We start from the raw sequence: 6,304 nt of genomic DNA, 5'->3' as shown, positions 1-6,304 counted from the left end.
CCTTCTGGCCGGCCATGACCGCCGTGACGGCGCGCTGCGCTACGCAAGGCTTCGCGCGCCGTCAGGCAACGGTCGAGCCTCTTCCCAATGTGCTACGGAATCCAGTTCACCTTCCCGGCTCGTTACGCCGACGGGCCGACAGCTCGTTACATCACCCACATGTTCGACATGCGGTGCCRCGAGAATGGCATCGAGCATCGCCTCACCAAGGTGAAGCAYCCCTGGACCAACGGGCAGGTYGAGCGGATGAACCGCACCATCAAGGAAGCGACCGTCAAGCGCTTCCACTATGACGATCATCGCCAGTTCGAGGCGCACCTCACAGACTTCGTTGTCGCCTACAATTTCGGCCGCCGGCTGAAGACCCTTAGGGGGCTCACACCCTACGAGTTCATCTGCAAATGCTGGACTTCAGAGCCAGAACGATTCAGGCTCGATCCAATCCATCAAATGCCGGGACTGAACACCTAAGGCCTCGGACACATAACCAGTAACCGAAGGTTGCGGCGACGGGGGCGCCAAGGCCGCCTAGGTGCTCGATAACCGGCACTCTCCCGTTTACTGTCCTACGCACGATCCGCGGCTCTGTTGGCCAACGCCTGGGGGGAAGTCGAACTTACTCGGTAAGCTCGCTGGTAGAATTTTGAGGAACGACAGGCGTGTCAGCGTCGGCCTGCGCCGGCTTGAAAATGGACAAGGGCTTGAGATCCCTCGATCGCAGACTGTTGGCTCGGCGGGTCTTGATCTGCCTGCTGCTATTGCTCCCGGTACGGTCGTGACCCTTGCTCCGGGCATGACCGCGACAATACCCACCGGTTTCGCCATCGCCTTACCCAAGGGCTACGAGGCCCAAATCCGGCCTCGTTCGGGACTCGCCGCCAAATTTGGCGTCACAGTTCTCAATTCACCGGGGACCGTGGACGCAGACTATCGAGGCGAGATCAAAGTCATTCTGATCAATCACGGAAAGGCACCATTTTTAATCCAGCGTGCCGACCGCATCGCTCAGATGGTAGTGGCGCCGGTCAGCGGCGTTGCGTTTGTCGAAAGGGCGACGCTCGATGAAACTGAGCGTGGCTACGGCGGCCATGGCTCAACCAGCCGCTAAACCTAGCGAAGACCACGCTTCAGCGCTGGGCGCTCGGGGGGCCGGAGATCGGTCGCCCGCGTTGCCACGGCTGAGCCCGGTCCATGAGGAACAAGCGCTCATCGTCCCAGTGCCTTGCGGGCGTCGTTGACCGCATCGAGACACTCGTCGAATTCGCCCTCCTGTTCTTCGCGCCGCGCGACGCGCAACGCCGTCTCCAGTTTGCGCAGGGTGGCCGCCGGCGGCTTCCTGGCGATCTCGGCCTGGATCATGACGATGCCGTTCGTGCATTCCGACCTGTCATCGGCCATTGCGGGATCGGCACCAGGGTCAGGACGGAGGTGAGAGCGAGCATGCGCATGGCTTGCCTCCGTCACTTCACGATGAAGGTGCCGGTCATCCCCTGAGCCTCCAGGCCCTGGATATACCAGGGGTACTCGCCCGGCCGGATCGCCACGAACTCGACATGGATCGTGCCCTGGTCGTCGAACTCGAGATGATGAGGCGCACCCTGCATGTGCACTTCGAGATGGTTGATGACGATCTGGTTGATCCAGCTGTTCCGGAAGAACTCCGGTGCGAAGAACTTGTACTCCTTGCCGCCCTTCGCCGTGACGGAGAGGCGGTAGGACTTGCCGGATTCCATCTCGATCTGCTTCTGGGAGACGACGTAGTCGCGGCCTTCGTCATTCCCGAGCACCAGTTCGGGCAGATTTGTCCGGCCCTTCACAAGGTCGGCGGCCGTCGCCTGGCTCAACCCGAGCAGGCCCGCCAGCAAGAACCACAGCAGATGCATGTCATCCTCCCCGTTCTTGTTGCTTTGGAATAACCTGGGATCAGTCGACCTTCGTTGGATCGTCGCTCGCGCCATCAGATATTCGATCGCGGGTCTCTCCGTCTTTGCCGGGAGCTGGCGTGATATTGCAGACCGGGCAAGGACTGGCCCGAAGCCTCTCCCTCTGTAATGATACCCAGCAATCGCCAAGGTCGACAGTAACACGGGCGCGGACGTGAAGAAGACAGAACCGCTGCCATCGTCGCTGAGGTGATCGCGATGCCGGAGGCTCGCGTCCGGAGCGTGAAGGCAGTCTTTGTCAGCACCATTCCGTTCTTAGCACAATCGAAGGAGCCGGACATGTCCTGGGTCGCATGCGGAGTGGAAGCAACGGCGTGTGCAACAGCGCGGGCAATGCAGTCTTTCGCGCCGTGCACTTGCGGGAAGCCGGCTGCCTGAGGCGCCCCGATGAAAGCCATCGTTCTTGGCGCGGCTGCGGGAGGTGGTTTTCCGCAATGGAATTGCCGGTGCCGGGTCTGCGCGCTGGCCTGGAGCAGGGATCCCCGCGCGCCCTGGCGGACGCAATCGAGCCTCGCGGTGACGCTCGATGACGAGAGCTGGATCGTTCTGAACGCGTCCCCCGATCTTGGCAGCCAGATCCGGACGACGCCGGCCCTGTGGCCGCGCGCCGAGCGCCAGTCGCCGATCGGCACGGTCATTCTCAGCAGCGCCGAGATCGACCATGTCGCCGGGCTGCTCACGCTGCGCGAGCGGCATCCGTTCGATCTGGTCGCGCTCGCACCGGTCCTTGAGGCGATCGAGGCCAACCCGATCTTCGCCGCCGTGCCGGCGCGTCGCATGATCGCGACGGCCGCGAACCCCATCGCGCTGGCTGGCGGACTGACGGCGGAGCTGTTTCCGGTCCCCGGCAAGGCACCGCTCTATCTCGAGGAGAGCGCATCCCGGCTCGAGTCCGAGGCTGGCGAAGCGGCGGGCATCCGGATCGGCGGCGCAGGGCGCTCGCTTGTCTATATCCCGGGCTGTGCCGCCTTGTCCGACAGCGTTCGTGACGCGGCCGAAAGCGCGGACGTGGTGTTCTTCGACGGCACCCTGTTCACGGATGACGAGATGATCCGCAGCGGCGTCGGCGAAAAGACCGGTCGGAGGATGGGGCATATGCCGATCACGGGCCCTGGCGGCTCGCTGTCCTGGCTCGCCAAGCTGCCTGCGGCGCAAAAGATCTATATCCATCTGAACAACACCAATTCGGCGCTGATCGAGGGGTCGCCGGAGCGTCTCGTGATCGAAGCCGCGGGTATCGCGGTGGCCTATGACGGCATGGAGGTGCGGCTGTGACTGCTTTGCTATCGCCCGAGGAACTGGAACAGCGCCTGCGCGAGGTCGGAGAGGCGCGCTATCACGACAAGCACCCCTTCCACACCAGACTGCATTCCGGACGGTGCACGAAGGGCGAGGTCCAGGCCTGGGCTCTCAACCGCTTCACCTACCAGGCCCATATCCCTGTGAAGGACGCGTTCCTGATCGCCCGGACCCACGACCCCGCGCTCCGCCGGGCCTGGCGCCAGCGTCTCGTCGACCATGATGGCGAGGGGGACGGTGAGGGCGGCATCGAACGCTGGCTCAGGCTCTGCGAAAGCCTGGGCCTGGCACGCGCCGATGTGCAGGCCCATCGCGGCGTGCTGCCGGCGACGCGCTTTGCGGTCGAGGCCTATGTCAATTTCGTGCGCGAGCGCCCGCTGCTCGAAGCCGTCGCGTCCTCCCTGACCGAGCTGTTTTCGCCAAAGGTCATCCGCCACCGCGTCGAAGGCATGCTGGCGCATTACGACTTCGTCAGCCCGGAGAGCCTGAGCTATTTCACCGCCCGCCCGGAACAGGCGCGGCGCGATGTCGAGACCGCGCTTGCCTATGTCACGGCCCATGCCCGCACGCCGGCCGAGCAGGAGGCGGTGATCGCGGCGCTCGAATTCAAATGCGACGTGCTCTGGGCCATGCTGGATGCGCTCCATCACGCCTATGTCGAGCCTGGCCATATTCCGCCCGGCGCCTTCGTGCCGGCGCGCTGATCATCGCGGTCCTGAGCGGCTGAGCCTGCAAAGCTGATTGCTGCGCCGGGCGCCAAGCCTTATCCTGCTGCCTGCGTGGCCTGCTCGACCTGCTATGATGTCAGGGAGATGCGATCGTGAGCGGAAAAGCTTTCGCCGTCTTGCTCTGCCAGGTCATGGCTCTGGTGCTGGCGATCGCGCCATGGCCGGCGCAGGCGCAGGAAACGCCGGTCGATATCCTGTTCGCGCGTCCTCATCTTTCCGGCGTGTCTTCGGGCACGGAGCTGACCTATCGGCTTGAGCGCTTGCCCTCCGACACGAAACGGCTGGGCGAGCCCTTCGGCGACGATATCAAGCTCGTGGTCAGATCCGTTGCAGCCAACGGCAGCCGCAATGTCGACCTGCGCCTGTTCACGGGCGAGCGGGCGCGCGAGCCTATGTCGATTACCGATCTGACCGGCAATCCGGTGCTCGTCATCTTCCTCGATCGGGCAGTGAGCAACATGGCGCAGCTCACCGGTGGAACGACGCCCTATTTCAAGGACCGGCTGCGCGCCGGCCTGCGCGACAAGGCAACAAGCGAGGCCACCAAGGTCGAATTCGAGGGCAAGACGCTGGATGCGACGCGGATCACCGTCAGGCCCTTTGTCGACGATACCAATATCGGGCGGATGCTCGGCTATGAGGACAGCCAGTTCGAGATTCTGGTGGCTGAGGCCGCGCCTGGCATGCTGCTCCAAATGACCTCAAGGTTCGTCAGCACATTGCCGGATGCGCCGAAACTCGAGGAGCGCATCGTCCTGAAATCGGCGAGCGCCCAGCCATGAGCACGGTCGGGACGGCAGGAGCGCGGCACCACGGGTTTCTGACGGCTCTGGCCGGGGGGCTGCTGGCGACGATCCTCGCTGCGGGCAATGGCGGCGCAGCTGAGACGCCGGTCAATGACTATCCGACGGTCGCACGCGCCGATTACATCTTCGGGTGCATGGCCGCGAACGGCCAGACCCGTACGGCGCTGGAGAAATGCTCGTGCTCGATCGACGTGATCGCGTCTGTGCTGCCCTATAGGGCCTATGAGGAAGCCGAGACGATCATGTCCGTGCGCCAGCGCGGCGGTCAGAACGCCTCGATGTTTATCTCCATGCCCTTGATGCGCGAGAAGGTCGCACGCCTGAAGCGGGCACAGATCGAAGGCGAATTGCGCTGCTTCTGATCTGGCGATGTCCCAGCTGCCGGGGCTTCGGACGACCGGTTCAGTAGACCACGACGCTTCGGATCGACTTGCCCTCATGCATCAGGTCGAAGCCGTGATTGATCTCGTCCAGGCTGAGCTTGTGGGTGATCAGGTCGTCGATATTGATCTTCCCCTCCATGTACCAGTCGACGATCTTCGGCACATCGGTGCGCCCGCGCGCGCCGCCGAAGGCGGTGCCTTTCCAGACCCGCCCGGTGACGAGCTGGAACGGCCGGGTCGCGATTTCCTTGCCGGCTTCGGCGACCCCGATGATGATCGATTCACCCCAGCCGCGATGGCAGCATTCCAGCGCCTGGCGCATCACGTTGGTATTGCCGGTCGCGTCGAAGGAGAAATCGGCGCCGCCGCCGGTCAGATCGACGATCGCCTGCACCACCTTGTCGTTGCCGATCTCGGCCGGATTGATGAACCCGGTCATGCCGAATTTCTCGGCCATGGCGCGCTTGCCCGGATTGATGTCGACACCGATGATCTTGTCGGCGCCGACCATGCGGGCGCCCTGGATGACGTTGAGGCCGATACCGCCGAGCCCGAAGACCACGACATTGGCGCCGGGCCAGACCTTGGCGGTGTAGATCACCGCGCCGATCCCCGTCGTCACGCCGCAGCCGATATAGCAGATCTTGTCGAAGGGCGCGTCGTCGCGGACCTTAGCCACGGCGATCTCCGGCAACACCGTGAAATTCGCGAAGGTCGAGCAGCCCATATAGTGGAAGACCTCGCCGCCGTTGCAGGAGAAGCGCGAGGTGCCGTCCGGCATCACGCCCTGGCCTTGCGTCGCGCGGATCGCGGTGCAGAGATTGGTGCGGCGTGACAGGCAGCTTTTGCAATTCCGACATTCCGGCGTGTAGAGCGGAATGACGTGGTCGCCGACCTTGAGCGTGGTCACGCCGGCGCCGACCTCGCGGACGATGCCGGCGCCCTCATGGCCGAGGATCGCCGGGAACTTGCCCTCCGAATCCATGCCCGACAGCGTGTAGGCGTCGGTGTGGCAGATGCCGGTCGCCATCACCTCGACCAGGACCTCGCCCGCCTTCGGTCCGCCGATCTCGACCGTTTCGATGGTCAGCGGCTTCCGCGCCTCCCAGGCGACGGCTGCGCGTGTCTTCATGACCCGGGCCCTC

General features: G+C 64.0%; 8 protein-coding genes and 1 pseudogene. 6 read left to right on the top strand and 3 right to left on the bottom strand.

Annotation, left to right across the window (positions count from 1 at the left end; translation table 11 throughout):
- Positions 1-96: 96 nt before the first annotated feature.
- A pseudogene (locus AC1DW9_RS29125) lies at positions 97-471 on the top strand (integrase core domain-containing protein); the annotation flags it as partial.
- A 169-nt stretch (positions 472-640) separates the two neighbouring features.
- Positions 641-1,108 (top strand): dUTP diphosphatase, encoded by a 468-nt coding sequence (gene dut, locus AC1DW9_RS29120; RefSeq protein ID WP_441508432.1) that lies wholly within the window; start codon positions 641-643, stop codon positions 1,106-1,108.
- Between the two features lie 98 nt (positions 1,109-1,206).
- On the opposite strand, the gene AC1DW9_RS29115 is transcribed toward dut, so the two are convergent.
- Both AC1DW9_RS29115 and AC1DW9_RS29110 read right to left on the bottom strand, forming a co-directional pair.
- The gene (locus AC1DW9_RS29115) at positions 1,207-1,398 is read right to left on the bottom strand and encodes a hypothetical protein (RefSeq protein ID WP_441508403.1); all 192 of its coding nucleotides are present in this window, start codon (positions 1,396-1,398) and stop codon (positions 1,207-1,209) included.
- Between the two features lie 62 nt (positions 1,399-1,460).
- Positions 1,461-1,883: a cupredoxin domain-containing protein gene (locus tag AC1DW9_RS29110; protein ID WP_441508404.1), complete on the bottom strand. Its 423-nt coding sequence runs from the start codon at positions 1,881-1,883 to the stop codon at positions 1,461-1,463.
- A gap of 447 nt (positions 1,884-2,330) precedes the next feature.
- Between AC1DW9_RS29110 and pqqB the strand changes: the two genes are divergently transcribed.
- The 4 genes from pqqB to AC1DW9_RS29090 all read left to right on the top strand — a co-directional run bounded on the left by pqqB (position 2,331) and on the right by AC1DW9_RS29090 (position 5,138).
- The gene (gene pqqB / locus AC1DW9_RS29105) at positions 2,331-3,218 is read left to right on the top strand and encodes a pyrroloquinoline quinone biosynthesis protein PqqB (RefSeq protein ID WP_441508405.1); all 888 of its coding nucleotides are present in this window, start codon (positions 2,331-2,333) and stop codon (positions 3,216-3,218) included.
- Complete coding sequence (gene pqqC / locus AC1DW9_RS29100) at positions 3,215-3,946, top strand: pyrroloquinoline-quinone synthase PqqC (protein WP_441508406.1); 732 nt, start codon at positions 3,215-3,217, stop codon at positions 3,944-3,946. Before pqqB ends, pqqC begins: the two co-directional genes overlap by 4 nt.
- A 116-nt stretch (positions 3,947-4,062) precedes the next feature.
- Positions 4,063-4,752, top strand: coding sequence for a hypothetical protein (locus AC1DW9_RS29095; RefSeq protein ID WP_441508407.1), 690 nt, complete (start codon positions 4,063-4,065; stop codon positions 4,750-4,752).
- Positions 4,749-5,138 (top strand): hypothetical protein, encoded by a 390-nt coding sequence (locus AC1DW9_RS29090; RefSeq protein ID WP_441508408.1) that lies wholly within the window; start codon positions 4,749-4,751, stop codon positions 5,136-5,138. Before AC1DW9_RS29095 ends, AC1DW9_RS29090 begins: the two co-directional genes overlap by 4 nt.
- Positions 5,139-5,178: 40 nt before the next feature.
- Here AC1DW9_RS29090 and AC1DW9_RS29085 read toward each other — a convergent pair whose 3' ends face one another.
- A complete protein-coding gene (locus tag AC1DW9_RS29085) occupies positions 5,179-6,291 on the bottom strand; it encodes an S-(hydroxymethyl)glutathione dehydrogenase/class III alcohol dehydrogenase (RefSeq protein WP_441493154.1) in 1,113 nt (370 codons plus the stop codon).
- Between the last annotated feature and the right edge of the window lie 13 nt (positions 6,292-6,304).

This window comes from Allobosea sp. P4_E12, from assembly GCF_056401655.1.
This window is presented reverse-complemented; position numbering and strand designations above follow the sequence as displayed.